A 23,458-nucleotide genomic window follows, 5' to 3' on the forward strand; every position below is an offset into this window, starting at 1 on the left:
CGCCATGCTGACCCTTACCCAGGCGCTCTACGACCAGATCGTCGCGCACTCCCGCGCCGACCACCCCGACGAGGCGTGCGGCGTGGTCGCGGGACCGGCCGGAACGGGCCGCGCGGAACGCTTCATCCCCATGCTCAACGCCGCACGCTCGCCCACGTTCTACGAGTTCGACTCGACGGACCTGCTGAAGCTCTACCGCGAGATGGACGACCGGGACGAGGAGCCGGTGATCATCTACCACTCGCACACGGCGACCGAGGCCTACCCCTCCCGTACCGACGTCACGTACGCCAACGAGCCGGGCGCCCACTACGTCCTGGTCTCCACCGCGGACACGGACGGGTCGGGCCCCTTCCAGTTCCGCTCGTACCGCATCGTGGACGGCGAGATCACGGAGGAGGACGTCGAGGTCGTCGAGGCGTACGCCCCGGCCTCCTGAGCTCCCCGGGGGGCGGTGCCATGAGCGCCGCCCCCGGCTGTTGTCCACATGGCGAACGCTCACCATCCACGATGTGGGATCACACTCCGGATTCCCGGTCGGGAATCGATACGATGACCGCATGGTTCCCCATGACGTGAGCGACAAGACGCCGGGCATGCTGCTCGTCGCGCGGCTGCACGTCGACCTGTGCAGGCTGTCCAGCGCGATCTGTCCCGCTGCAGCATGCCCGTGAGCCGCCCGACGGCCTGAGCCGCGGCCCCGAGCGCCACCACAGACGCACCACCCCCAGCGCGGGGGCACAAACGCGCGCCCCACGCCACTCCCCGCTTTCGACAGGAGCCCACGCCATGGCCATCGAGGTCCGCATCCCGACCATCCTCCGCACCTACACCGACGGCGCCAAGGCGGTCGAAGGCAGCGGGGAGACCCTCGCCGACCTCTTCGCCGACCTGGAGAGCCGCCACAACGGCATCCGTGAGCGCATCGTCGACGGCGGCCAGCTCCGCCGCTTCGTGAACGTCTACCTCAATGACGAGGACGTCCGCTTCCTCGACGGCATCTCCACCAAGCTCGCCGACGGCGACAACGTCACCATCCTCCCGGCCGTCGCCGGCGGCATGCGCTGATGAGGTACGACTCCCCGCTGGCGGCCGTGGGCAACACGCCCCTGGTCCGCCTGCCGCGGCTGTCCCCGTCCGAGGACGTCCGCATCTGGGCCAAGCTGGAGGACCGGAACCCGACCGGCTCGATCAAGGACCGCCCCGCGCTCCACATGGTCGAGCAGGCGGAGAAGGACGGCCGCCTGACGCCCGGCTGCACCATCCTGGAGCCGACCAGCGGCAACACCGGCATCTCGCTCGCGATGGCGGCCAAGCTCAAGGGCTACCGCATCGTCTGCGTCATGCCGGAGAACACCTCGCAGGAGCGGCGCGACCTGCTCGCCATGTGGGGCGCCGAGATCATCTCCTCCCCGGCGGCGGGCGGCTCCAACACGGCCGTCCGCGTCGCCAAGGAGCTCGCGGCCGAACACCCCGACTGGGTGATGCTCTACCAGTACGGCAACCCGGACAACGCCGGCGCCCACTACGCCACCACCGGCCCGGAGATCCTCACCGACCTCCCGTCCATCACGCACTTCGTGGCAGGCCTCGGCACCACCGGCACGCTCATGGGAGTCGGCCGCTACCTGCGGGAACACAAGCCGGACGTCAAGATCGTCGCCGCCGAGCCGCGCTACGACGACCTCGTGTACGGCCTGCGCAACCTCGACGAGGGCTTCGTCCCCGAGCTCTACGACGCGTCCGTCCTCACCACCCGCTTCTCCGTCGGCTCCGCCGACGCCGTCACCCGCACCCGCGAACTCCTCCAGCAGGAGGGCATCTTCGCGGGCGTCTCCACCGGCGCCGCGCTCCACGCCGCGATCGGCGTCGGCAACAAGGCCGTCAAGGCGGGGGAGAGCGCCGACATCGCGTTCGTCGTCGCGGACGGCGGCTGGAAGTACCTGTCGACAGGCGTCTACACGGCCCCCACGACGGAGGCCGCCATCGAAACCCTGCACGGCCAGCTCTGGGCGTAGCTGCCCGACCGTCCCCCGAGCGCCGGAAACGGGCTGGAATCCCCAGCCCGTTTCCGGCGCTCAGGCACTGCGGGGCCGGATCCCGCGCCCGCCTCACCCCAGCCCGCGCACCCGGCCCCACACCTTCGGGTCCACCTCGCCCGCCTTCCGGCGGAACCCCGACACCGCCACGTCCCGCAGCTCGTCCGTCTCCAGGAAGCTCTGCCGCCCCCGCGCATCGCCCACCGCCCCCGGCGGCAACGCGATCACGCCCGGCCGCTCCTCGTGATGCTTACTGGTGATCTTGGCGACGACCGCCGTGCCACCCCGTACCGACAGCACCAGACAGGGCCGGTCCTTCGACCCGGGCCCGTCCTCGTACGGCACATCCGCCCACCAGATCTCCCCGGGCCGCGGCACCGCACCCGGCCGGGGCCGCCGCTCCGGCGCCCGGCCCGGCGGCCGGGTCCGCCCACCCGGACGGCGCGGCCCGCGGCCACCCCGCCCCCGCGCATCGGTGACCGTCACGACGAGAGCAAGCAGGACAACGGCGGCCAGCGCCACCCACCACCACGTGTTCATATCCCGACCGTACCGGCGCCCGCAGACACGCGGGCTTCCATCGAACCGGTGACAGCACAGGTGAGTTCCCCCACAACGGCAGGCTGCGGAGGAGCGACCTATGGTTTCGCGCCTTACGCTCGACGGACCGCACGAACCCTCCCCGTTCCCACGTCTCGGAGGTTCACGCTCCATGAAGCTCACCGTCGTCGGCTGCTCCGGCTCGTTCCCGTCCGCGGGTTCGGCATGCTCGAGCTACCTCATTGAGGCCGACGGCTTCCGGCTGCTCCTCGACATGGGCAACGGCGCCCTGGGCGAGCTGCAGCGCCATGTCGGTCTCTACGACCTCGACGCCATCTTCCTCAGCCACCTCCATGCCGATCACTGCATCGACATGTGCGCGTACTTCGTCGTCCGCTACTACCCGAACGACGGGGGACGGCCCGCCTCCATCCCCGTGTACGGCCCCGAGGGCACCGAGCAGCGCCTGACCACCGCGCACGCCGACACGCCGTCCGACCACGCGATGGGCGAAGTCTTCGACTTCCACACGCTCAAGTCCGGATCGTTCGAGATCGGCCCCTTCTCCGTCCGCACGGAGAAGCTCTGCCACCCCGTCGACACCTTCGGCATCCGCGTCGAGCACAACGGCCGTGCGCTCGCGTACTCCGGGGACACGGGCACCTGCGACGCCCTGGCCGAACTTGCCGAGGGCGCGGACCTGTTCCTGTGCGAAGCATCGTTCGTCCACGGCAAGGAAGACATCCCGGACCTCCACCTCAACGGGCGCGAAGCCGGCGAGTACGCCGCAGGCGCCGGAGTGGGACGGCTCGTCCTCACCCACATCCCGCCGTGGACGGACGCGGAACGCAACCTCGCCGACGCCCGCGAGGTGTACGACGGCCCGGTCGAGCTGGCCGTTCCGGGGGCGGTGTACGAGATCTGAGCCCCCGGCCCCACGCACGATGAAGCCCCCACCTCCCGGCGCGGGAGGTGGGGGCTTCATCGTGCGCCTGCCAGGGCTTACGCCTTGGTGAGGTCCTCGACCTCTTCCTCGGGCTCACGGCCCGGGGTGGTGAGGTTGAACTTCGTGATGGCGAAGCGGAAGACCGCGTAGTAGATCACCGCGAAGACCAGACCGATGGGGATGATCATCCACGGCTTCGTCGCCAGGTTCCAGTTCAGGAAGTAGTCGATCGCACCGGCGGAGAAGCTGAAGCCGTGGTGCACGCCCAGGCCCCACGTGACGGCCATCGACACGGCGGTCAGCACCGCGTGGATGACGTACAGCAGCGGCGCGATGAACATGAACGCGAACTCGATCGGCTCCGTGATGCCGGTGACGAACGAGGTCAGCGCCAGGGACATCATCATGCCGCCCACGGCCTTGCGGCGTTCGGGCCGGGCCGTGTGTGTGATCGCCAGGGCGGCGGCGGGCAGCGCGAACATCATGATCGGGAAGAAGCCGGACATGAACTGACCGGCCGTGGGGTCACCGTGGAAGAAGCGCGGCAGGTCGCCGTGCCACACGCCACCGGCGGAGTCCTTGAAGGAACCGATCTCCTGCCAGGCCACCGTGTTCACGAACTGGTGCATACCGACGGGCAGCAGCCCACGGTTGACGACACCGAAGATGCCGGCGCCGACGGCGCCCAGGCCCGTCATCCACTCACCGAAGTTGGTGATGAGGTCACCGATCGGCTCCCAGAGCAGACCGAAGAGAACACCCATGACGGTGCCCACGAAGGCCATGATGATCGGGACGAGACGGCGGCCGTTGAAGAAGCCGAGCCAGTCCACCAGCTTGGTGCGGTGGTAGCGCTGCCAGATGACGGCGGCCAGGAGGCCCATGATGATGCCGCCGAAGACCTTGGGGTCGTTGTACGTCGCAGCGACGTCGACACCCTTGTTGGCCGTGGTGTTCACGACGGCGTCGGAGGTCGGGAACGCGGTCAGCACGTTCTTGTAGACCAGGAAGCCGACCAGGGCGGCGAGTGCGGTGGAACCGTCGGCCTTCTTGGCGAAGCCGATGGCTATACCGACGCAGAACAGCAGCGGCAGGTTGGCGAAGACGGCGTCACCGGCGGTCGCGAAGACCGTGGCGACCTTGCCCCAGCCGAGGCCCTCCGCCCCGAAGACATCGGGCTGGCCGAGGCGGAGCAGGATGCCCGCCGCAGGCAGGACGGCGATCGGCAGCTGGAGGCTGCGCCCGATCTTCTGCAGGCCCTGGAACACTCCGGCACCCCGCTTCTTCGCGGGAGCCGCCGGGGCAGCGGTGTCCGTACTCATGAACTTCCTCCGGTAAGGCAAGGCGTCGCCGGGGACGGGTTACCGGGGAGGCGACGACTCGAGGAACGCGGCGGAGAGAACAGCCGCGTGGTCTGGACCACTCAGTGGTGTAGACCAGTTTTAGCACGGTGAGGGTTAGATAAGGAACCTTCAATTTGCGCAGTAGTTCGGCCACCACCCTGGGTGACACGAAAAGGCCCCCGGACCACCAGGTCCGAGGGCTGTTCCGAGCCGGGTCCGAAGCCCGGCGGAGACTACTTGGTGAGGTCCTTCTCGATCTGTTCCTCCACCTCGTCGGGCTCCCGCCCGGGCGTCTGGAGGTTGAACTTCGTGATCGCGAACCGGAAGATCGCGTAGTAGACGACGGCGAAGGCCAGCCCGATCGGAATGATCAGCCATGGCTTGGTCGCCAGACTCCAGTTGATGACGTAGTCGATCAGGCCTGCCGAGAAGCTGAAGCCGTCCTTCGTCCCCAGCGCCCAGGTCACCGACATCGAGACGCCGGTGAGGAAGGCGTGGATCACGTACAGCAGGGGTGCGACGAAGAGGAACGAGTACTCGATCGGTTCGGTGATGCCGGTGACGAACGACGTCAGGCCGACCGAGACCATCAGTCCGCCGACCGCCTTGCGCCGGTGCGGCTTCGCGCAGTGGGTGATCGCCAGCGCCGCCGCCGGAAGCGCGAACATCATGATCGGGAAGAAGCCGGTGGTGAACTGGCCGGCCGTCGGGTCGCCCGCCAGGAACCGGTTGATGTCACCGTGCACGACCGTGCCGTCGGGCTTGGTGTAGTCACCGAACTGGAACCAGACGAACGTGTTCAGGAACTGGTGCAGACCGAAGACGAGCAGGGCGCGGTTGGCGACACCGAAGACGCCGGAGCCCAGCCAGTCCAGGTCCACCATCCACTCGGAGAAGCTGGTCAGGCCGTCACCGACCGGCTGCCACAGCCAGGCGCACAGGCTCGCGAAGAGCAGGCCGATGAACGCCATGATGATCGGGACGAGCCGGCGGCCGTTGAAGAAGCCCAGCCAGTCGACCAGCTTGACCCGGTGGTACCGCTGCCAGAACCAGGCCGACAGCAGCCCCAGCACGATGCCGCCGAACACACCGGGGTTCTGGTAGGCGGCCGCCGTCACGGTGGTGTCGTCGGCGACACAGACACCGCCCCACGTGCCTGCCCCGGCGAAGTCCGAACCCTCCGCGCAGTCGACCGGAAACGCGTGCAGGACCGCGTAGTAGACGAGGAAGCCCGTGACGGCCGCGAGCGCGGTCGAACCGTCCGCCTTCTTCGCCATACCGATCGCGACACCGACGCAGAAGAGCAGCGGCAGGCCGAGCCCGGAGTCGAGCAGGGCACCGCCCGCCGCCGCGAAGACCTTGGCGATGTTCGTCCAGCCGAGGCCGTCGTCGCCGAAGACGTCGGGCTGACCGAGCCGGTTGAGGATGCCCGCCGCGGGAAGGACGGCGATCGGCAGCTGGAGGCTGCGACCCATCTTCTGCAGACCCTGGAAGGCGCTGTTCCACCACTTCTTCTGCGGCACTGCCGCGCCTGCTGCGCTGCTGGAGCTCATCGGCATCCTCCTGGAACACGCCAGGTTTGGCGGTCGTTGCAAACTGGTGTAGACCAGTTGCGGTACGGTGCGGAGCCCGCCCGGAAGGCAGGGCGCCGGTGATCGTCATCATTGGGGACAGCGCGGTTACCCGCCCGTGAAGTTGGGCCAACCGTGCGTTACCGTGACGAAACGGACCCACGGTGGGCCGCCCCCACACGCACAGACCAGGGAGAAGGACATGGCCAGCAAGGCTGAGAAGATCGTCGCCGGCCTCGGCGGTATCGAGAACATCGACGAGATCGAAGGCTGCATCACCCGCCTCCGCACCGAAGTCCACGACCCCAGCAAGGTCGACGAAGCCGCACTGAAGGCCGCCGGCGCCCACGGCGTCGTCAAGATGGGCACCGCGATCCAGGTCGTCATCGGCACCGACGCCGACCCCATCGCCGCCGACATCGAAGACATGATGTGACCCGCTGACCCCCAGGCCGGCCCCGGCCGGCCCACCCAGGTCCGCGCCGCACCCCGCAGGCCCCGTTCCCTCGGCCCTCACCGGCCCCGGAACGGGGCCTGCGGTGCACCCGAACGGAGCCACCCCCGCCAGCCGATAGGCTCGGCGCCATGTCTCGCATCGACGGCCGCACCCCCGAACAGCTCCGCCCCGTCACCATCGAACGCGGATGGAGCAAGCACGCCGAAGGCTCCGTACTCATCTCCTTCGGCGACACCAAAGTCTTCTGCACCGCCTCCGTCACCGAAGGCGTCCCGCGCTGGCGCAAGGGCAGCGGCGAAGGCTGGGTCACCGCCGAGTACTCCATGCTGCCCCGCTCCACCAACACCCGCGGCGACCGCGAATCCGTACGCGGCAAGATCGGCGGCCGCACCCACGAGATCAGCCGACTCATCGGCCGCTCCCTGCGCGCCGTGATCGACTACAAGGCCCTCGGCGAGAACACGATCGTCCTGGACTGCGACGTCCTCCAGGCCGACGGCGGCACCCGCACCGCCGCCATCACCGGCGCCTACGTCGCCCTCGCCGACGCCGTCACCTGGGCCCAGGGCAAGAAGATCATCAAGCACGGCCGCAAGCCGCTCACCGGCACCGTCGCCGCCATCAGCGTCGGCATCGTCGACGGCACCCCCCTCCTCGACCTCTGCTACGAGGAGGACGTCCGCGCCGAGACCGACATGAACGTCGTCTGCACCGGCGACGGCCGCTTCGTCGAGGTCCAGGGCACCGCCGAGGCCGAGCCCTTCGACCGCGCCGAGCTCAACGCCCTTCTCGACCTCGCCACGGGCGGCTGCGCCGACCTGACGAAGATCCAGGAAGCAGCACTCGCCCGTACCCTCGGCGAGTAAAGAAGCAACCAAATACGCACCGCACAGCGTCGTAACCGATACGGGCGCACGGGTCGAACCGTGCGTCCGTCCACGTATCAACCCCCGGGGAGGGACCGCTCCATGGCCTCGCGCCGCCACCACCGCACCGCACTCGCCGTCACGGCCACCCTGCTCACCCTCACCGCAGCCGTCGGCTGCGGAGCCGTCGACAAGGCCCTGGACTGCGTCCGCACCGCCGACGCCATCGCCACCAGCGTCAACAACCTCCAGCAGGCCATCTCCAACGCCTCCAACGACCCGACGCAGGCCTCCGAGGCCCTGGACGAGATCGACAAGGAGCTCAAGGACCTCGGCGACACCACGGACAACGCCGACCTCAGCAAGGCCGTCGACGACCTCCAGGCAGGCGTCACCAACGTCCGCGCCTCCATCGAGAAGGGCGACGCCACCCCCGACATCACCCCGGTCACCGACGCCGCCAGCGAGATCGGCAAGGTCTGCTCCCCGTGACCGTGCGGCGATAATCGACGCATGACGCGCCTGATCCTCGCCACCCGCAACGCCGGGAAAGTCACCGAACTCCACGCGATCCTCGCCGACGCGGGTCTCACCCACGACCTCGTCGGCGCGGACGCGTACCCCGAGTTCCCCGACGTCAAGGAAACCGGCGTCACCTTCGCCGAGAACGCACTCCTCAAGGCCCACGCCCTGGCCCGCGCCACCGGCCACCCGGCCGTCGCCGACGACTCCGGCCTCTGCGTCGACGTACTCGGCGGCGCCCCCGGAATCTTCTCGGCCCGCTGGTCCGGCACCCACGGCAACGACCGCGCCAACCTGGACCTGCTCCTGGCCCAGCTCGGCGACATCGACACCCCCCACCGCACCGCCTACTTCGCGTGCGCGGCGGCCCTCGCGCTCCCCGACGGCACGGAACGCGTGGTCGAAGGCCGCCTGACGGGCACCCTGCGCCACGCCCCCTCGGGCACGAACGGCTTCGGCTACGACCCGATCCTCCAGCCCGACGGCGAGACCCGGACCTGCGCGGAGCTCTCACCCGCGGAGAAGAACGCGATCAGCCACCGGGGCAAGGCGTTCCGGGCGCTGGTGCCGGTGGTGCGGGAGCTGGTGGGCTGACGCAACGATGCCCGGCCCCTTGGAAGGGACCGGGCATCGCCGTGCTGGGTGCGCCCGGTCGGATTCGAACCGACATACACGACCACCTAAAGATCGCCGCTCAAACCAGATGGCGTACGGGCGCAAGTCGAAAACAAGCTTACTGCCCGTGGGGAGTCATCGGGAACGATTGGCGAAAGTTGCCGTTTGGCTGTGGCAGGAAGGGCAGAGATAGCGAAGGTTGTTGAGGCGGTTGTCCAACCTGTCGCCATTGATGTGATCGATCTCCAGGACGAGGCGGTTACCCCGCCATGTGTCACCGGTGCCGCAAATCGCGCACGTGTGAGGAAGCCTGACATCGTCGAGGGCTCGCCTCAGGTGCGCTGTGGGCGTTCGAGATGCCCCGGATTCTAAGCGGAGGAGGATCTCGGCTGCGGTTTTGCGGTACGGGGAGCGCGCGCCAGCCGCATGGCCTTGGCCCGAGAAGTGGTCAGTTGACAGGCCGTAAGCCTCGATGTCCCGCTTCAGGCGGGCACGGGTGCCGCCGTTGTCGACTTGGCCCAGAGTTTTGAGAACGCCGGCGAGGCTTTGGGACTCGACGACGGCGGTTGTCAGTTGGCGGCGGGGTGTAGAAGGAGCCCCGTGTCTGCGTCCGCTGGTGAAATGCGAGGTATCGATGCCGAGACGATCAAGCCTTCCGCGTATGTAGCTGTATGGGCTGTCGCTTGGCGGCAGGCCCATGTACTCGAACATCTCCCGGATGCTGTGCGAGTGGGCGGCAGCTTCGGCAAGGACCTCCTTTGGGTACGAGCGGTGCTCTCGATCCGGCAAGGATTCCTTGACGAAGTGGGATGTGTCGATGTCGTAGTGCTTGAGCCGATCGCGCACGTAGCGGCACGACCGGCTGCCCAGCGGTGCCCCGAGGCGGCGCAGGACGTCGACGAGGCTGGTTGCACTAGCGGCGGTTCGTTCGAGCAGATCGCGCGGGTACTTGCCGCTCATAGCGCCCTGCCGCGCTTACGGCCGCGATAAGTGTCGGTCGCTGCGTGGCAGTTGGGGCACAGGATCCGGAGATTCTCCGGACGGTTGTCCCACCAGTCGCCATTGACGTGATCCACTTCGAGCCGGAGCGGCTGGTCCTGCCATTTGCCTTTGTTGCCGCATGCGGCACACTCATCCTCAACCCCGTTGCGGACGAGCTCTCGACGCAGTCGTTCGCCGGGAACCCTTCCGTCTGACGGGGAGCCGAGAGTCAGACGGTTTCCCAGCGCACCTTTGGGGCGACGCGGCGGTGTGCGCACGAAGTGCGATGTGTCGATCCGGAGCACCGCGATGCGGCGGCTGATGTGTGCGTGATTGCCGCCAACCGGATTGATGCCCAATCGGCGGACAACTTCGGCCACACTTGTGGAATGGGCGACCAGCTCGCGCAACTTCTCCTCGGTGTGGCGCACCCTCGTGTCAGCGAAGTGCGAGATGTCGATGCCCCACTCCGCCATCTTGCTCTGCAGATACCTCCGGCTCCCCGGTGTAGGCGTCCCCCCGCACCATCGAACCGCATCATTGGCGTTCGTTGTCTCGCGCGCTGCCTCTTCGAGTAGCTCGCGCGTATACCGAACCGACACGTTCCCCTCCGCATCCGGCCGAGCGTTCGCGGCCTCGCACGGAACAACGATCCGTTTATCGGAGAGTCACGTCCGATATCCGACAAGATGTGGAATGACCTGCCCCGCTTCAGTCCCCACTGAAGCGGGGCAGGTCATTCCGTGAAGAGAACGGGTCAGAACTTCGGGTCCGGGCTCTGCGCGTGGACCAGTTCCGCCGCTTCCTCCGCCGTCTCCACCGAGGGCGGGGAGCCGGCCAGCGGCTGGTTGGCGGTTTCCTTCATGCAGGCCACCGCGATCACGCCCACCAGCGCCGCCGCCATCGCGTAGTACGCGGGCATCAGGTTCGAGCCGGTCCAGCTGATCAGGGCCGTGATCACCAGCGGGGTCGTACCGCCGAAGAGCGAGGCCGAGATGTTGTAGCCCACCGACAGGGAGCCGTAGCGGACGTTGGTCGGGAACAGGGCCGGGAGCGCGGCGGACATCGTGCCCAGCATGCAGACCAGGGAGAGGCCCATCATCAGCATGCCGATGGTGATCGCCGGGATGCTGCCCTGGCGGATCAGGAGGAAGGACGGCAGGGACAGGAAGAGGAACCCGAGCATGCCGGCCATCAGGAGCGGTTTGCGGCCGAAGCGGTCGGAGAGCTTGCCGAACTGGCTGATGACCAGCATCAGGAAGATCATGACGGCGAGCAGGATGAGCAGGCCGTGGGTCTCGCTGTAGCCGAGCTCGTCGGAGAGGTACGTCGGCATGTACGACAGCAGCATGTAGTCGGTGATGTTGTAGGCGCCGACCAGGGCGATGCAGAGGATCAGCGTCGGCCAGTACTGGCGGAAGATCTTGGCGAGGTCGCCCTTGGCGGTGGACTCGACGTGGTCGGCGGCCTCCGTGGCGTGGGCGGTGCCGCCCTCCAGCTTCTGGAACGCGGGGGTCTCGTCCAGGCGCAGTCGCAGGTAGAGGCCGACGAGGCCGAGGGGTCCGGCGACGAGGAACGGGATGCGCCAGCCCCAGGACTCCATCTGCCCGGTGTCCAGGAGGGCGTACAGGGCGGTGACCAGGCCCGCGGCGCCGACGTATCCGGCGAGCGTGCCGAATTCGAGGAAGCTGCCGAAGAAGCCGCGGCGCTTGTCGGGGGCGTACTCGGCGATGAAGGTGGAGGCGCCGCCGTACTCGCCGCCGGTGGAGAAGCCCTGGAGCATCCGGAAGAGGATCAGCAGGGCGGGGGCCCAGAGTCCGATCGTGTCGTGGGAGGGGATGACGCCGATCGCGAAGGTCCCGATCGCCATGAGGATCATGGTGAGGGCGAGGACCTTCTTCCGGCCGATCTTGTCGCCCATGGGTCCGAAGAACATTCCGCCGAGCGGCCTGACGAGGAAGGCCACGGCGAAGGTCGCGAAGGAGGAGAGGAGCTGGGTCGTGTCGTTCCCGGAAGGGAAGAAGACGTGCCCGATGGTGACGGCGAGGTAGGAGTAGATACCGAAGTCGAACCACTCCATGGCGTTACCGAGCGATGCCGCTTTCACCGCGCGCTTGACCGCCTGGTCGTCGGTGACGGTGATGTCGGTCCGACGCAGCCGGGGGTTCTTGCGCTTCCTGATGGCACGGAAGAGCGCGGGGTGGCGTTTGACCGCGTCCGGGTCGGCCGCCTGGTGGGGGTCGGGGGCCGCCATGGCCGGTTCCTTTCCTCGAAGGGTGTTCCAGGAAAGGCTTCTGCGCGGTCATGGCGGTTGCAAACCGAATCCGTGGCCGATTGCGACGTCGCTCACATGTTTTTCGGCCAGGTGGTGGGGTGGAACCCGGTCAGATGCCGAGATCCTTGATGATCTTCGCTACGTGGCCGGTCGCCTTGACGTTGTAGAGGGCGCGCTCGACCTTGCCCTCCTCGTCGACGACGATCGTCGACCTGATGACGCCCGTCACCACTTTGCCGTAGAGCTTCTTCTCGCCGTATGCGCCGTACGCCTCCAGGGTCTCCTTGGAGGGGTCTCCGACGAGGGTGACCTTGAGGTTCTCCTTCTCGCGGAACTTGGCGAGCTTCTCCGGCTTGTCGGGGGACACGCCGATGACGTCGTATCCGGCCCCGGTGAGGAGCTCCAGGTTGTCGGTGAAATCGCAGGCCTGCTTGGTGCAGCCGGGGGTAAGCGCGGCGGGGTAGAAGTAGACGATGACCTTGCGGCCCTTGTGGTCCGCGAGCGAGACCTCGTTGCCGTCGGCGTCCGGAAGGGTGAAGGCGGGGGCGGGGTCGCCGGTCTGGAGTCGCTCGCTCATGTTTCTCCTCGAGTGGCACGCGGGGTGTGTGGGACCGAGCGTAATAGGGGGTGCCGCCGGGTGTAGGAGCGGTCGAGCTGACAGACTGTCGATGAAGGTTTACCGGACGACGACCACGGAGGCGGCGCAGTGTCGGATATGAGGACCCCTGCGCAGATCGAGGCGGACATCATCAGCAGGCGTGAGCAGCTTGCGGTGGTGCTGGACGAGATCGGGGTGCGCGTGCACCCGAAGACGATCATCGGTGATGCGAAGGCCAAGGTGGCGTCGACGGTGGACCGGACTGCCGGGCGTGCGTTCGTCGCGGTGAACCGGTCGGTGTCGGATGTGAAGGCGCAGTTCGTGTCGGAGGAGGGCTCGCCGCGGCTGGAGCGCGTCATTCCGGCGGCGCTGCTGGTGGTCGGCGCGGTGGCGTTGCTGACGGTTTCGGTGCGTGGCCGGAAGCGCTGAGGGCGGATTCCGGGTGGCCCCGGGGGCGTGCGGAGCGCTTCGGGGCAGGTAGGTTTCGGGGCGTGAGCAACGACACCGACGACAAGCTGCCCATCCGGATGCTGCACGACCGTGTGCTGGTCCGGTCCGATTCGCCCGAGGGCGAGCGGCGTTCGGGCGGCGGCATCCTGATTCCTGCGACTGCGGCGGTCGGCCGGCGTCTGGCGTGGGCCGCGGTGGTCGCGGTGGGTCAGAACGTGCGGACGGTGGAGCCGGGGGACCGGGTGCTGTACGACCCCGAGGACCGTGCCGAGGTCGAGGTGCGGGGTGTGGCGTACGTGCTGATGCGGGAGCGGGATCTGCATGCGGTGGCGGCGGACCGGTTCGAGGGTTCCGAGGATTCGACCGGCTTGTATCTGTAGTCCGGCAGGTGGGGTGTGGAGGCCTGGTGACCGTTGTCACCAGGCCTTTTGGCTGTGTTTTGTTAGGCTGGAGCGACCCCGACGAGACGCGCCGTACCGGGTTTTCCGTAAAGACGACGCACCCGTGTTGTTCGCGTGTCTGGTGTCGGAGGTGCCGTCGTGGCGTGGGTTCTGTTGATTGTTGCCGGTCTGCTGGAAGTGGGCTGGTCGATCGGGATGAAGTACACCGAGGGGTTCACGCGGCTGTGGCCGAGTGTGTTCACGGGCCTCGGGATCGTGGCCAGCATGGTGCTGCTGTCGCATGCGGCGAAGACGCTGCCGATCGGTACGGCGTACGGCGTGTGGGTCGGGATCGGCGCGGCGGGTGCGGCGGTGCTGGGCATGGTGGTGCTGCACGAGCCGGTGACGGCCGCCCGTATCTTCTTCGTGTGTCTGCTGCTGGTTGCCGTGGTGGGTCTGAAGGCGACGTCCGGGCACTGAGTGTCAGCGGCGGGGCAGGCCGGGGCCGCGGGCTCCTTCGACGAAGCCGTCGTCCTCCGGGTCGCCGGGGGTGGGGCGGTCGCCGTCGGGGGTGTCGGGTGTCGTGGCGGCGGAGGTGCGTGAGGGGGCGTCGGCCGGGGTGGCGGTCCTGGGGGTCTGCGGGGCCCGGGAGGTCGCCGTGCTGACGTCGGAGGGGCTGTCGGAGTCGGGGGAGTCGGGGGAGTCGGTTTCGCTCCGGTCCTCACCGGGTTCGTCCGACTCCTCGTTCCCTTCCTCGTCCGGGTCGGCTTCTTCCGGGCCTTCTTCGGCTTCGAGCTCGAACTGCTGCACCTCGTCGTCCTCGAGGGCGACGGCGGTGTAGGCGGCCCAGGTCTGTGCGGGTGCGCCGCCGCCGTTGATGCGGGCGAGTCCGAGCGCTCCGTACAGGGGTTTCTGCACGCCGGTGACGGGGTCCTGGCCCATCACGGCGATGACGGTCGCGAGGTCGGGGGTGTAGCCGGCGAACCAGGCGGCCTTGTCCTCCTCGGCGGTGCCCGTCTTGCCTGCGGCGGGGCGGTTCGCCGCTTGGGCTGCGGTGCCGGTGCCGCCGTCGACGACGCTCCGCAGGACGGAGGTGGTGGTGTCGGCTGCTTCGCGGCTGACGGCCTGCCGGGTGTTCCTGGCGGGGAGTGCGAGGTCGGTGCCGTTCTTGCTGATCTTGGCGACGAGGGTGTGTTCGCGCTGCTTGCCGTGGTCGGCGAGGGTGGCGTAGGCCTCGGTCATGTCGAGGACGCTGGCGGTGGCGGGGCCCAGGGCGATGGAGGGGGAGGCGGTGAGGTCGGGGGTGTTCTGGGGGATGCCGAGGGAGACGGCGGTGTCCTTGACGGCGTCGGGGCCGACGTCCTGGGCCATCTGGGCGTAGACGGCGTTGACGGATTTGTCGGTGGCCTCGCGGACGGTGAGGGAGCCGTAGTCGACGTCGTCCTCGTTGGCGGGGGAGTATCCGGTGGAGCCGTGGGCGCTCTGGACGGTGCGCTTGTTGGTGCCGTCGTAGCGGGTGTTGGGGGTGATGCCCCGGCCGTCCTGGGTGGTGGATCCGTTGGCCATGGCTGCGGTGAGGACGAACGGCTTGAAGGTGGAGCCGACTTGGTAGTCGCGGCGGGTCGCGTTGTTGACGTACTGCTTGGTGTAGTCGATGCCGCCGTACATGGCGAGGACGTGGCCGGTGGCGGGGTCGATGGAGGCGCCGCCGACGCGGACGTTGCGGTCGGCCTTGCGGTCGTCGCTCGTCTTGGCCAGGACGTTGTCCTCGACCGCTTCGACGAGGGCGTCCTGCTTCTTCTTCTCGAGTGTGGTGGTGATGCGGTAGCCGCCGGTGGCGAGGGTGTTCTCGTCGAGGATCCTGTTGGCGGCGAGGTAGTCCTCGACGGCCTGGACGAGGTAGCCGCGCTGTCCTGAGAGTGCGGTGGCGGGCTTGGCCTTGCCGGGGACGGGGAAGGTCATGGCTGCGCGGTCGGAGGGGCTCAGCCAGTCCTCCTTGACCATGCCGTCGAGTACGTAGTTCCAGCGGGCGAGGGCCGCGGCCCGGTTCTCGGGGTGGGCGACGACGTCGTAGGCGCTGGGGGCGTTGAGCAGGGAGGCGAGGTAGGCGCCCTCGCCGGTGTCGAGGTCTTTGGCGTCCTTGCCGTAGTAGGCGTGGGAGGCGGCCTGGATGCCGTAGGAGTTGCGGCCGAAGTAGCTGGTGTTGAGGTAGCCCTCGAAGATCTCGTCCTTGCTCTGTTCGCGGCCGAGCTTGATCGAGATGAAGAATTCCTTGGCCTTGCGTACGACGGTCTGTTCCTGGCCGAGGTAGTAGTTCTTGACGTACTGCTGGGTGATGGTGGAGCCGCCCTGGCGGCCCTTGCCGGTGAGGGTGTTCCAGCCGGCGCGGGTCATGGCTTTGACGTCGATGGCGGGTTCGGAGTAGAAGTCCCGGTCCTCGGCGGCGAGTACGGCGTGCTGGACGGTGCGGGGGATCCCGTCGAGCCGGACGTTCTCCCGGTTGATCTCGCCGTCCCGGGCGATGACGCTGCCGTCCTCGTAGAGGTAGACGTTCGACTGCGCGGTCGCGGCGGCGTTGGCGGCGGGGATGCCGACGAGTTTGTATCCGGCGATGAATCCGCCGACGAGCAGGAGCGCGATGAGGAGGGTGCTGCCGAGCACCATGCGCCAGGTGGGTACGGCACGGCGCCAGCCGGTGCGCTTGGGCCGCTTGACGCGTTTTGTGCGCCCCTTGCCGCCTTGTGCGCTGTCCGTGGGCTGCGGGTTCCGGGCGGTCGCCGCGGTGGTGGGGTCCCGGGGCGGCCAGCCGGCGGGACCTTTCCGACCTGGCTCTCCGTGGTCTCCGCCGGGCTGCGGTGGCTCGTGGCTCATGGCTGTGGAGGCTCCTCGGCTGCGGGCAGTTATCCCATAGTGCACTTTTCGGAGTGATAACCACCGGATCCTCCCCGGATAACGGGTCGCGGCGGCCGCCGGTCGTGGACTAGGGTCGTGCGCTTTGGCCCGATGAGGCGGGGGAGGGGGCGCGGTGCTGCTCTATGCGGTGGTGGCGGCCGGTGGGTTCCGGCGGCATGCGACGTACCGGGTGGCGACGGCGGCGGGGGTGTTCACCAACACCGTCTTCGGTTTCATCATGGCGTACACCTATATCGCCCTGTGGGACGAGCGTCCGCAGCTCGGCGGTTACGACCAGTCGGAGGCCCTGACGTACGTGTGGCTGGGTCAGGCCCTGCTGATGACCTGCGCCATGATGGGCGGCGGCTTCGAGAGTGACCTGACGGAGCGGATCCGTTCGGGCGACATCGCCGTGGACCTGTACCGGCCCGCCGATCTCCAGTTGTGGTGGCTGGCGGGGGACCTGGGCCGGGCGGCGTTCCACCTGCTGGGGCGCGGGATCGTGCCGATGGTGCTGGGGGCCCTGGCCTTCGACCTGGCGCTGCCGGGGTCGGCGTGGATGTGGCCGGCCTTCCTGGTGTCGGTGCTGCTGGGGGTCGTGGTGAGTTTCGCGCTGCGCTTCCTGGTCGCGCTGTCGGCGTTCTGGCTGATGGACGGGGCGGGTGCCCTGCAGATGGCCATGCTGGCGGGGCTCTTCTTCTCCGGGATGCTGCTGCCGCTGAACCTGTTCCCGGGCGTGCTGGGGGAGGTGGCGCGGGCGTTGCCGTGGTCGTCGCTGTTGCAGGTCCCGGCCGATGTGTTCCTGGGCAAGCGCACGGGGTGGGGTCTGGTGCAGGCGTACGCCTTCCAGGCCGGATGGGCGGTGGCGCTGCTGCTGGCGGGGCGTCTGCTGCAGTCCGTGGCGACGAGGAGGGTGGTGGTGCAGGGTGGCTGAGGCCGGGACGGAGAGGCTGGCCGCAAGGGAGCCGGAGCGGCCGGGGAAGGGGGCCGCGCGGGAGCCGGAGCGGCCGGAGATCGCGTTCGCCGACCGGTCGCGGCTGGTCGAGGGGGTCCGGGCGTACGGGCTGATCGTGGCGATGTGGCTGCGTTCGACGCTGGCGTACCGGGCGTCGTTCGTGATGACGACCATCGGCAACTTCGTGATGACCGGGGCGGACTTCTTCACGGTCATGCTGATGTTCTCGCACGTCGACGCGTTGGGCGGCTACACGCTGCCGGAGGTCGCCCTGCTGTACGGGGTGTCGGCGACCGCGTTCGGGCTGTGCGATCTGCTGGTGGGGTCGGTGGACCGGCTGGGGCAGCGGGTGCGGGACGGGACGCTCGACACGCTGCTGGTGCGGCCGGTGCCGGTGCTGGCGCAGGTGGCGGCGGACCGGTTCGCGCTGCGCCGGCTGGGCCGGATCACGCAGGCGCTCCTGGTGCTGGGCTATGCCCTGGTGACGCTGGACATCGCGTGGACCCCGCTGAAGGTGCTGATGCTGCCGTTGATGGTGCTGAGCGGGGCGGCGATCTTCGCGGCGGTGTTCGTGGTGGGTGCGGCGTTCCAGTTCTTCGCGCAGGACGCCTCGGAGGTGCAGAACGCGTTCACCTACGGGGGGACGACTCTGCTCCAGTACCCGCCGTCGATCTTCGCGCGGGACCTGGTGCGCGGGGTGACGTTCGTGGTGCCGCTGGCGTTCGTGAGCTGGCTGCCGGCGCTGTATGTGCTGGGCAGGGACTATCCGTTGGGGCTGCCGGAGTGGGTGGCGTTCCTGCCGCCGCTGGTGGCGGGGCTGTGCTGGGTGCTTGCGGGGCTGGCGTGGCGTACGGGGCTGCGGGCGTACCGCAGTACGGGGAGCTGAGGGAGGGGTGGGCATGGACATGGACATGGACTTCATTGAGCTCGACGGGGTCGAGAAGGTCTTCGACGTACACCGCAGGACGGGTTTCCTGCGCCGGGAGCGGCGCGAGGTGCGTGCGGTGGACGGCATCAGCTTCCGGGTGCCGCGGGGCGAGATGGTCGGGTACATCGGCCCGAACGGGGCGGGCAAGTCGACGACGATCAAGATGCTGACGGGGATCCTCACCCCGAGCGGCGGCCGGCTGCGGGTCGCGGGCATCGATCCGTCGCGGGAGCGCACGAAGCTGGCGCACCGGATCGGTGTGGTGTTCGGGCAGCGCACGACGCTGTGGTGGGATCTGCCGCTGCGTGACTCGTACCGGCTGATGCACCGGATGTACCGGATCCCGGACCGCCGGTTCCGGGAGAACCTGGACCGTTGCGTGGAACTCCTGGATCTGGGCGAGCTGTTGGAGACTCCGGTGCGGCAGTTGTCGCTGGGGCAGCGGATGCGGGGCGATATCGCGGCGGCGCTGCTGCACGATCCGGAGGTGCTGTACCTGGACGAGCCGACGATCGGGCTCGATGTGGTCTCCAAGGCCAAGGTGCGTGAGTTCCTGCGGGACTTGAACGCGGAGCGGTCCACGACGGTGCTGCTGACCACGCACGATCTGACCGATATCGAGCAGCTGTGCAAGCGGGTGATGGTGATCGACCACGGCCGTCTGGTGTACGACGGTGCGCTGTCCGGGCTGCATGAGGTGGGGGAGAGCGAGCGCACGCTGGTGGTCGATCTGGAGCGGGTGCTGCCGCCGATCGAGCTGGCGTCGGAGCCCTCGGTGCGGGTGGTGAAGGTGGAGGGGCCCCGGCAGTGGCTGGCGTTCCCGGCGTCCGCGTCGGCGGCTCCCCTGGTGGCGCGTATCGCGGCGGACTATCCGCTGGTGGACCTGTCGGTGCGGGAGCCGGACATCGAGGCCGTGATCGCGAAGATGTACATGTCGGATTCACGTCTCTAGGCCGGTCTTCGGGTTGCTCTATAGGCTGCGCGGTATGACAAGTGAACGTCCGGACATGCGTGCTTCCGATGCGGAACGTGAGCGGGTCGCCGAGACCTTGCGGGAGGCCATGGCCGAGGGCCGGCTGGAGATGGACGAGTTCGAGCAACGGCTCGACGCGACGTACAAGGCGCGTACGCACGGGGAGCTGGAGCCGATCGTGCGCGATCTCCCCGTTCCGGGCACGGCTGTTGCGCCCGTGGGTACCTCGTCGCCCGTGCGCGCCCCCGGTACGTCCGTCGACTGGTCGAGGCGTATCGGCGGGCCCGCGACGTCCTCGGGAGGGTTCGCCTTCTGGGGCGGCTTCAGCCGCAAGGGCCGTTGGACGGTGGGGCGGGAGTTCACCGCGTTCGCGATGTGGGGCGGGGGCGAGATCGATCTGCGCGAGGCGGACTTCGAACAGCGCGAGATCGTCATCCGGTGTTTCGCGATCATGGGCGGGCTGCAGGTGAAGGTCCCGCCGAACGTGCACCTCCATGTCAACGGCATCGGCGTCATGGGCGGTTTCGACGAGCAGACGAAGGACGCCGACTTCGGCGAACCGGCTCCGGACGCGCCGCGGGTGCGGGTGACCGGGTTCGCCCTGATGGGCGGGGTCGGTGTGGACCGCAAGTGGAACAAGGCGCAGCGGCAGCGCCTCAAGGAGGCGGAGCGGCTGCGCCTGGAGAAGCCGGACGGTTCCTGAGGGCGGGCGCGGTCAGAAGGATCCGGCCTTCGGCGTTCCGGTCACCGTCGCGAGGTCGACGAGGCGGCCCAGCGTCCGGTAGCCGGCGTCGTTGAAGTGCAGCCGGTCGCCCGAGTCGTACGAGGGCAGGAGCCGGTTGGGGGCGTAGGGGTCGCGGACCGCCCGGTCGAAGTCGATGACGTCGTCGAAGATCCGGCCCGCCCGGATCTGTTCGTTGACCGCCAGGCGTACGTCGTTGCGTTCGGGTGTCCACGTACCGAAGCCCTGGAAGGGCGTCAGCGTCGTCCCGATGACCCGCAGTCCGCGGGCGTGGGCGCGTTCCGTGAGGGACCGCAGTCCGGCCACGATGCGCTGGGGGTCCTCCTCCTGGGGAGCCTGCTGCACGTCGTTGATGCCCAGCGCGATGATGACGGTCCTGGCTCCGGCGACGGACAGCACGTCCCGCTCGAAGCGGTGGGTGCCGCCGACGCCGCCGCGGCCGTTCCTCTCGGGGGCGCTGTCGCGCAGCAGGCGGTTGCCCGCGATGCCCTGGTTGGCGATCCCGTAGCGGTGCTCCAGCCGGTCGGAAAGCACGTCGGGCCAGCGGTTGTTGGCGTCGGTGGAGGAGCCGGTGCCCGCGGTGAGGGAGTCGCCGATCACGACGATCGCGCCCGGTGAGCTCTCGTTGCGTACGTCCACCGCGGTGAGGTAGCGCCACCGGTCGGTCCGCCAGGTGCCGCGGTCGTCGGCCAGGTACGACGTCTGCAGGGCGTGGGCGTGATAGGTGACGGGGCCGCTCCGGTACGGGGTGCGCAGGGTGACGACGAGGTCGGCGTCGGGTGCGACGGGCACGACCACGGGGTCGCTGACGATCTGACGGCCTGCGGCGACGGTGACCACGGGCCGGCCGCGGAAGGTCACCGGGCGGGTGTTGACGGTGGCTTCGTCGATGACGAGCGGGGCTGTGCCGAAGAGGTTGGAGAGGGTGATGCGGGCGGCGTCGCCACCGACGCTGGTGTGCACGGTGTTGCGGATGGTGCGTCCGGGGAGGCCGTGTTCCGTGTCCGGTTCGCCGCTGACGGGCGCTCCGGTCCAGGTGGCGACCCAGGTGCCGGTGGAGTTGGCCGGCGCGGCGGGATTGCGTGCGGCCGCGTGCGCCTCGGGTCCGGGGAGCGGCGCCCGGGTCTCCCCGGCGATCAGTGTCGTACCGAACGCGAGTGCGGCAGCGAGCGCGGCGGTGCCTGCTATGAGGGCGATGAGCAGGGCATACCCCTGGCGCCTGGGCATGGGCGGTGATTCTCCTTGTGATGATCGGGCTGGTCTCATGATGCGACAGGCCGTGGGGAACTCGACGTGCGGCCCGGGAGTAGGTGAGGTAGGGACAATGCGTACGGCACTGGGTGACGCGTACGCGGACGGGTGGAGCGGATGGAACACGACGCGGGACAGGGAACGGGGTCCGGCCAGGATTCCGGGGCGGGACCGGGGCCGGACGGTCCCGTGTCCGGGCGGCCGGGGCTGATGCCCGGGGCGGGCGGACCGGGTGCCCGTCGGGCGGCGGCGCCGCTGGCCGGTTTCGCGTACACCGCTGCCGACGAGGAGAAACAGCGCGGAGTGCGCCGTATGAAGACCACCGCCACGGGTCTGCTCCTGCTCGTCGCGCTCGTCTACGTCCTCGCCACCTGGGCGAAGAACGAGGGTGTGGGTGGCTGGCCGGGCTACGTCGCAGCGGCTGCCGAAGCGGGCATGGTGGGTGCGCTGGCGGACTGGTTCGCGGTCACGGCGCTCTTCCGCCGCCCGCTCGGACTCCCCATCCCCCACACGGCCATCATCCCCACCAAGAAGGACCAGCTCGGGGAGTCACTCGGTTCCTTCGTGGGCGAGAATTTTCTCTCCGGAGACGTGGTTCGTGACCGAATTCACGCTCTGGGCGTCGGCGCGCGGCTCGGGGCGTGGCTGGCCGAGCCGGATCACGCGGACCGGGTGACCGCGGAGCTCGCGACCGCGCTGCGCGGTGCGCTGACGGTGCTCAGGGACGCCGACGTGCAGGCGGTCGTCGGCGAGGCGATCACCCGGCGGGCGGATGCGGCGGAAGTCGGTCCCGGCATCGGCAAGATGCTGGAGAAGGTCGTCGCCGACGGCGGGCACCGCAGGGTCGTCGACCTCGTCTGCGTGAGGGCCCACGACTGGCTGGTCGAGCACGGCGAGTCCGTGATGGACGCGGTGCAGGGCGGAGCGCCGGGCTGGACGCCGAGGTTCGTCGACAAGCGGGTGGGGGAGCGCGTCTACAAGGAACTGCTGCGCTTCGTCACGGAGATGCGGGACATGCCGGGGCACCCGGCGCGCGACTCGATCGACACGTTCCTGACGGACTTCGCCGCGGACCTCCAGACGGACTCGGACACCCGGGCGCGGGTGGAGCGGCTCAAGTCGGAGATCCTGGGGCGCGGCGAGGTGCAGGACGTCATCGCGTCGGCCTGGTCCTCGGTACGCACGATGATCATCGCGGCGGCGGAGGACGAGCGGAGCGAGCTGCGGCTGCGTGCCAGGGCCTCGCTGATGTCGCTGGGCGCCAGGCTGGCGACGGACGAGCGGCTGCAGGCCAAGCTGGAGGGCTGGCTGGAGGACGCGGCGGTGTACGTCGTCACGACGTACCGCACGGAGATCACGTCGCTGATCAGCGACACCGTCGCCGGCTGGGACGCGGACCAGACCTCCAAGAAGATCGAGGCGCACATCGGCCGCGACCTGCAGTTCATCCGGATCAACGGCACGGTGGTGGGCGCGCTGGCCGGTCTGGCGATCTATTCGGTCTCACGGGCACTGGGCGGCTGACAGCGCTCCCGGGGCGTCGGCGGAAACCGTGGCCGGCGCGGCGCGGTGGAGGGAAAGCACCGGGGGTGCCCGCCGTCCTGTCGTACGGGGGCACCCCCGGGTCACGCGGGGGAGTTGCCGTTCAGTACGTGCCGCCCGCCGCCGGTGTTCATCGCCCGGCGCGCCTTTTTCTCAGGCGCTGCGCCGTGTGACCACCCACGAGGCCGCGGCGACCCCGCCCGCGACGGCGAACACCGCGGGCCAGGCACCGACCTTCTTGGCGAGCGGGTGCGATCCGGCGAACGCGGCGACGTAGGCGACGGTCAGCCCGACGGCCGCCCGGGGCCCGGCCTGCCGGTTCCACTCGTACGCGGCGAGGGAGCCGGCGGCGGCGAGCGCGACACCGCCGAGCGGCCGCTTCCCGGTCCACCGGGCGACCCCGTACCCCCCGAGGAGTCCGCTCGCCGCCACTGCCGCCGCCGGGACCTTCGCCATCGCAGCCACCTTCGCTTCCTTCGTACAGGTCGAGGCTCCGAGGCTAACGCGCTGCTTCGAACTCCAGTGGCACCCAGGGGGTGCACAAGCGTTTACCCTGAAGGTGAACGCTTGTGCACCCCTCTGCGTAGGAGAC

At 69.0% G+C, this 23,458-nt stretch carries 27 protein-coding genes, 1 tRNA gene and 1 riboswitch; of the genes, 17 read left to right on the forward strand and 11 right to left on the reverse strand.

Going from position 1 to position 23,458, the window contains the following annotated elements:
• Positions 1-4: 4 nt before the first annotated feature.
• The 4 genes from OG257_RS23910 (at position 5) to OG257_RS23925 (ending at position 2,018) form a co-directional block, all read left to right on the forward strand.
• Positions 5-439 (forward strand): M67 family metallopeptidase, encoded by a 435-nt coding sequence (locus OG257_RS23910; protein ID WP_329210554.1) that lies wholly within the window; start codon positions 5-7, stop codon positions 437-439.
• 121 nt (positions 440-560) lie between these two features.
• Positions 561-674: a putative leader peptide gene (locus OG257_RS23915; RefSeq protein WP_329210556.1), complete on the forward strand. Its 114-nt coding sequence runs from the start codon at positions 561-563 to the stop codon at positions 672-674.
• A 115-nt stretch (positions 675-789) separates the two neighbouring features.
• Complete coding sequence (locus OG257_RS23920; protein WP_329210557.1) at positions 790-1,068, forward strand: MoaD/ThiS family protein; 279 nt, start codon at positions 790-792, stop codon at positions 1,066-1,068.
• Positions 1,068-2,018, forward strand: a complete 951-nt coding sequence (locus OG257_RS23925; RefSeq protein ID WP_329210559.1) for a PLP-dependent cysteine synthase family protein — start codon at positions 1,068-1,070, stop codon at positions 2,016-2,018. Before OG257_RS23920 ends, OG257_RS23925 begins: the two co-directional genes overlap by 1 nt.
• A 93-nt stretch (positions 2,019-2,111) precedes the next feature.
• Here OG257_RS23925 and OG257_RS23930 read toward each other — a convergent pair whose 3' ends face one another.
• On the reverse strand, positions 2,112-2,579 hold the full coding sequence (locus OG257_RS23930; RefSeq protein ID WP_329210561.1) for a type II toxin-antitoxin system PemK/MazF family toxin: 468 nt from the start codon (positions 2,577-2,579) through the stop codon (positions 2,112-2,114).
• A 172-nt stretch (positions 2,580-2,751) separates the two neighbouring features.
• Between OG257_RS23930 and OG257_RS23935 the strand changes: the two genes are divergently transcribed.
• Positions 2,752-3,504 (forward strand): MBL fold metallo-hydrolase, encoded by a 753-nt coding sequence (locus OG257_RS23935; RefSeq protein WP_329210563.1) that lies wholly within the window; start codon positions 2,752-2,754, stop codon positions 3,502-3,504.
• Positions 3,505-3,581: 77 nt separating this feature from the next.
• On the opposite strand, the gene OG257_RS23940 is transcribed toward OG257_RS23935, so the two are convergent.
• Together OG257_RS23940 and OG257_RS23945 are read right to left on the reverse strand one after the other, a co-directional pair.
• Entirely contained in the window at positions 3,582-4,847 is a 1,266-nt protein-coding gene (locus OG257_RS23940) for a PTS transporter subunit EIIC (RefSeq protein WP_329210565.1), read from the reverse strand.
• Between the two features lie 254 nt (positions 4,848-5,101).
• Positions 5,102-6,421 carry a PTS transporter subunit EIIC gene (locus OG257_RS23945; RefSeq protein WP_329210567.1) on the reverse strand — a complete coding sequence of 440 codons (1,320 nt, stop codon included), beginning with the start codon at positions 6,419-6,421 and terminating at the stop codon, positions 5,102-5,104.
• Between the two features lie 163 nt (positions 6,422-6,584).
• Between OG257_RS23945 and OG257_RS23950 the strand changes: the two genes are divergently transcribed.
• The 4 genes from OG257_RS23950 (at position 6,585) to rdgB (ending at position 8,878) form a co-directional block, all read left to right on the forward strand.
• Positions 6,585-6,875: a PTS glucose/sucrose transporter subunit IIB gene (locus tag OG257_RS23950; protein ID WP_329210569.1), complete on the forward strand. Its 291-nt coding sequence runs from the start codon at positions 6,585-6,587 to the stop codon at positions 6,873-6,875.
• Positions 6,876-7,024: 149 nt separating this feature from the next.
• Positions 7,025-7,762, forward strand: a complete 738-nt coding sequence (gene rph, locus OG257_RS23955) for a ribonuclease PH (protein WP_329210571.1) — start codon at positions 7,025-7,027, stop codon at positions 7,760-7,762.
• Positions 7,763-7,864: 102 nt separating this feature from the next.
• Positions 7,865-8,254 carry a hypothetical protein gene (locus OG257_RS23960; RefSeq protein WP_329210573.1) on the forward strand — a complete coding sequence of 130 codons (390 nt, stop codon included), beginning with the start codon at positions 7,865-7,867 and terminating at the stop codon, positions 8,252-8,254.
• A gap of 21 nt (positions 8,255-8,275) precedes the next feature.
• Positions 8,276-8,878 (forward strand): RdgB/HAM1 family non-canonical purine NTP pyrophosphatase, encoded by a 603-nt coding sequence (gene rdgB / locus OG257_RS23965; protein WP_329210575.1) that lies wholly within the window; start codon positions 8,276-8,278, stop codon positions 8,876-8,878.
• 49 nt (positions 8,879-8,927) lie between these two features.
• Here rdgB and OG257_RS23970 read toward each other — a convergent pair.
• The 5 genes from OG257_RS23970 to bcp form a co-directional block, all read right to left on the reverse strand.
• Positions 8,928-9,002 (reverse strand) — tRNA-Leu (locus tag OG257_RS23970).
• A gap of 32 nt (positions 9,003-9,034) precedes the next feature.
• Positions 9,035-9,859, reverse strand: coding sequence for an HNH endonuclease signature motif containing protein (locus OG257_RS23975; RefSeq protein WP_329210576.1), 825 nt, complete (start codon positions 9,857-9,859; stop codon positions 9,035-9,037).
• Entirely contained in the window at positions 9,856-10,482 is a 627-nt protein-coding gene (locus tag OG257_RS23980) for an HNH endonuclease signature motif containing protein (protein WP_329210578.1), read from the reverse strand. The genes OG257_RS23975 and OG257_RS23980 overlap by 4 nt, the downstream gene beginning before the upstream one ends.
• A gap of 155 nt (positions 10,483-10,637) precedes the next feature.
• The gene (gene proP, locus OG257_RS23985) at positions 10,638-12,134 is read right to left on the reverse strand and encodes a glycine betaine/L-proline transporter ProP (RefSeq protein WP_329210580.1); all 1,497 of its coding nucleotides are present in this window, start codon (positions 12,132-12,134) and stop codon (positions 10,638-10,640) included.
• 130 nt (positions 12,135-12,264) lie between these two features.
• Entirely contained in the window at positions 12,265-12,732 is a 468-nt protein-coding gene (gene bcp / locus OG257_RS23990; RefSeq protein WP_329210581.1) for a thioredoxin-dependent thiol peroxidase, read from the reverse strand.
• A gap of 129 nt (positions 12,733-12,861) precedes the next feature.
• On the opposite strand from bcp, the gene OG257_RS23995 reads away from it, so the two are divergent.
• From OG257_RS23995 to OG257_RS24005, 3 genes are all read left to right on the forward strand, one after another.
• Positions 12,862-13,182, forward strand: coding sequence for a DUF3618 domain-containing protein (locus OG257_RS23995; RefSeq protein WP_329210583.1), 321 nt, complete (start codon positions 12,862-12,864; stop codon positions 13,180-13,182).
• A gap of 62 nt (positions 13,183-13,244) precedes the next feature.
• Positions 13,245-13,583 (forward strand): GroES family chaperonin, encoded by a 339-nt coding sequence (locus OG257_RS24000; protein WP_329210585.1) that lies wholly within the window; start codon positions 13,245-13,247, stop codon positions 13,581-13,583.
• Between the two features lie 51 nt (positions 13,584-13,634).
• Positions 13,635-13,706: riboswitch (guanidine-III (ykkC-III) riboswitch) on the forward strand.
• 36 nt (positions 13,707-13,742) lie between these two features.
• Entirely contained in the window at positions 13,743-14,063 is a 321-nt protein-coding gene (locus OG257_RS24005; protein ID WP_329210587.1) for a DMT family transporter, read from the forward strand.
• Between the two features lie 3 nt (positions 14,064-14,066).
• Here the strand turns inward: OG257_RS24005 and OG257_RS24010 are convergent, their stop codons facing one another.
• Complete coding sequence (locus tag OG257_RS24010) at positions 14,067-16,454, reverse strand: transglycosylase domain-containing protein (RefSeq protein WP_329210589.1); 2,388 nt, start codon at positions 16,452-16,454, stop codon at positions 14,067-14,069.
• A 154-nt stretch (positions 16,455-16,608) separates the two neighbouring features.
• Between OG257_RS24010 and OG257_RS24015 the strand changes: the two genes are divergently transcribed.
• From OG257_RS24015 to OG257_RS24030, 4 genes are read left to right on the forward strand one after another with little or no spacing between them, the layout of a single operon-like run.
• Positions 16,609-17,409 carry an ABC transporter permease gene (locus OG257_RS24015; RefSeq protein ID WP_329210591.1) on the forward strand — a complete coding sequence of 267 codons (801 nt, stop codon included), beginning with the start codon at positions 16,609-16,611 and terminating at the stop codon, positions 17,407-17,409.
• A 16-nt stretch (positions 17,410-17,425) separates the two neighbouring features.
• Positions 17,426-18,316 carry an ABC transporter permease gene (locus OG257_RS24020; RefSeq protein ID WP_443054572.1) on the forward strand — a complete coding sequence of 297 codons (891 nt, stop codon included), beginning with the start codon at positions 17,426-17,428 and terminating at the stop codon, positions 18,314-18,316.
• Positions 18,317-18,335: 19 nt separating this feature from the next.
• The gene (locus OG257_RS24025; protein ID WP_443054573.1) at positions 18,336-19,310 is read left to right on the forward strand and encodes an ABC transporter ATP-binding protein; all 975 of its coding nucleotides are present in this window, start codon (positions 18,336-18,338) and stop codon (positions 19,308-19,310) included.
• A 55-nt stretch (positions 19,311-19,365) separates the two neighbouring features.
• Entirely contained in the window at positions 19,366-20,034 is a 669-nt protein-coding gene (locus tag OG257_RS24030; RefSeq protein WP_329210594.1) for a DUF1707 SHOCT-like domain-containing protein, read from the forward strand.
• Between the two features lie 12 nt (positions 20,035-20,046).
• Here OG257_RS24030 and OG257_RS24035 read toward each other — a convergent pair whose 3' ends face one another.
• The gene (locus OG257_RS24035) at positions 20,047-21,300 is read right to left on the reverse strand and encodes an SGNH/GDSL hydrolase family protein (protein ID WP_329210596.1); all 1,254 of its coding nucleotides are present in this window, start codon (positions 21,298-21,300) and stop codon (positions 20,047-20,049) included.
• Positions 21,301-21,441: 141 nt separating this feature from the next.
• Between OG257_RS24035 and OG257_RS24040 the strand changes: the two genes are divergently transcribed.
• Positions 21,442-22,848, forward strand: coding sequence for a DUF445 domain-containing protein (locus tag OG257_RS24040; protein ID WP_443054472.1), 1,407 nt, complete (start codon positions 21,442-21,444; stop codon positions 22,846-22,848).
• Positions 22,849-23,019: 171 nt separating this feature from the next.
• On the opposite strand, the gene OG257_RS24045 is transcribed toward OG257_RS24040, so the two are convergent.
• Positions 23,020-23,322 (reverse strand): hypothetical protein, encoded by a 303-nt coding sequence (locus OG257_RS24045; protein WP_329210598.1) that lies wholly within the window; start codon positions 23,320-23,322, stop codon positions 23,020-23,022.
• Positions 23,323-23,458 lie beyond the last annotated feature (136 nt).

Origin of the sequence: Streptomyces sp. NBC_00683 (assembly GCF_036226745.1) — a bacterium.
GTDB lineage: Bacteria > Actinomycetota > Actinomycetes > Streptomycetales > Streptomycetaceae > Streptomyces.

Bases quoted from the DNA above. Each gene is read 5' to 3' on its own strand.
- OG257_RS23910 (WP_329210554.1), top strand. From the start codon at position 5: ATGCTGACCCTTACCCAGGCGCTCTACGACCAGATCGTCGCGCACTCC.
- OG257_RS23915 (WP_329210556.1), top strand. From the start codon at position 561: ATGGTTCCCCATGACGTGAGCGACAAGACGCCGGGCATGCTGCTCGTC.
- OG257_RS23920 (WP_329210557.1), top strand. From the start codon at position 790: ATGGCCATCGAGGTCCGCATCCCGACCATCCTCCGCACCTACACCGAC.
- OG257_RS23925 (WP_329210559.1), top strand. From the start codon at position 1,068: ATGAGGTACGACTCCCCGCTGGCGGCCGTGGGCAACACGCCCCTGGTC.
- OG257_RS23930 (WP_329210561.1), bottom strand. From the start codon at position 2,579: ATGAACACGTGGTGGTGGGTGGCGCTGGCCGCCGTTGTCCTGCTTGCT.
- OG257_RS23935 (WP_329210563.1), top strand. From the start codon at position 2,752: ATGAAGCTCACCGTCGTCGGCTGCTCCGGCTCGTTCCCGTCCGCGGGT.
- OG257_RS23940 (WP_329210565.1), bottom strand. From the start codon at position 4,847: ATGAGTACGGACACCGCTGCCCCGGCGGCTCCCGCGAAGAAGCGGGGT.
- OG257_RS23945 (WP_329210567.1), bottom strand. From the start codon at position 6,421: ATGAGCTCCAGCAGCGCAGCAGGCGCGGCAGTGCCGCAGAAGAAGTGG.
- rph (WP_329210571.1), top strand. From the start codon at position 7,025: ATGTCTCGCATCGACGGCCGCACCCCCGAACAGCTCCGCCCCGTCACC.
- OG257_RS23960 (WP_329210573.1), top strand. From the start codon at position 7,865: ATGGCCTCGCGCCGCCACCACCGCACCGCACTCGCCGTCACGGCCACC.
- rdgB (WP_329210575.1), top strand. From the start codon at position 8,276: ATGACGCGCCTGATCCTCGCCACCCGCAACGCCGGGAAAGTCACCGAA.
- OG257_RS23975 (WP_329210576.1), bottom strand. From the start codon at position 9,859: ATGAGCGGCAAGTACCCGCGCGATCTGCTCGAACGAACCGCCGCTAGT.
- proP (WP_329210580.1), bottom strand. From the start codon at position 12,134: ATGGCGGCCCCCGACCCCCACCAGGCGGCCGACCCGGACGCGGTCAAA.
- bcp (WP_329210581.1), bottom strand. From the start codon at position 12,732: ATGAGCGAGCGACTCCAGACCGGCGACCCCGCCCCCGCCTTCACCCTT.
- OG257_RS24010 (WP_329210589.1), bottom strand. From the start codon at position 16,454: ATGAGCCACGAGCCACCGCAGCCCGGCGGAGACCACGGAGAGCCAGGT.
- OG257_RS24025 (WP_443054573.1), top strand. From the start codon at position 18,336: ATGGACATGGACTTCATTGAGCTCGACGGGGTCGAGAAGGTCTTCGAC.
- OG257_RS24030 (WP_329210594.1), top strand. From the start codon at position 19,366: ATGCGTGCTTCCGATGCGGAACGTGAGCGGGTCGCCGAGACCTTGCGG.
- OG257_RS24035 (WP_329210596.1), bottom strand. From the start codon at position 21,300: ATGCCCAGGCGCCAGGGGTATGCCCTGCTCATCGCCCTCATAGCAGGC.
- OG257_RS24040 (WP_443054472.1), top strand. From the start codon at position 21,442: ATGGAACACGACGCGGGACAGGGAACGGGGTCCGGCCAGGATTCCGGG.
- OG257_RS24045 (WP_329210598.1), bottom strand. From the start codon at position 23,322: ATGGCGAAGGTCCCGGCGGCGGCAGTGGCGGCGAGCGGACTCCTCGGG.